1 protein-coding gene is annotated in these 509 nt (G+C 56.4%); it reads left to right on the top strand.

The window, feature by feature from the left end:
- The coding region (locus ACWGTI_RS32690; protein WP_454590686.1) for a GGDEF domain-containing protein at positions 1-509 on the top strand (509 nt) is incomplete at both ends.

The following is a 509-nucleotide window of genomic DNA, read 5'->3' as shown; positions in this document are numbered from 1 at the left end:
TGACAAGCTGGAGAAGTCGTATGCGGCCTTGAGAGAGACCCACGACAGGCTGGCGTTCGTGACCAGCCACGACCCGATGACGGGGCTTCTTAGCCGCGGCGGATTCATGGCAAGAATGGACAGGAACCGCGATGAGGGTGAATACGACACGCTTCTCCTTATCGACCCGGATCACTTCTCCTTGTTCAATGATCAGCACGGACATTCCAAAGGCGACGAGGCCTTGGTTCGAATCGCAAAAGCGCTTGTCTATCTAACGCGCCCTGGCGATTCAGTCGGGCGCCTTGGTGGCGAAGAGTTCGGGGTCCTGCTGCGAGGGGTGCACAAAGAGCAGGCAATGACCATGGCGGAGAACATCCGGCGTCTTGTTGAAGGGATTCCCTGGATCAAAGGGCAACAGGACGATGTAAAAGTGACTGTCAGCATCGGCGGTGCGGAAATCCCTCCCGATGCAGATACTCAGGATATTCTTCGCACTGCAGGACGATGCCTTTCTGAAGCGAAACAGC

It is taken from the genome of Mesorhizobium sp. ArgA1 (assembly GCF_053714375.1).
This window is presented reverse-complemented; position numbering and strand designations above follow the sequence as displayed.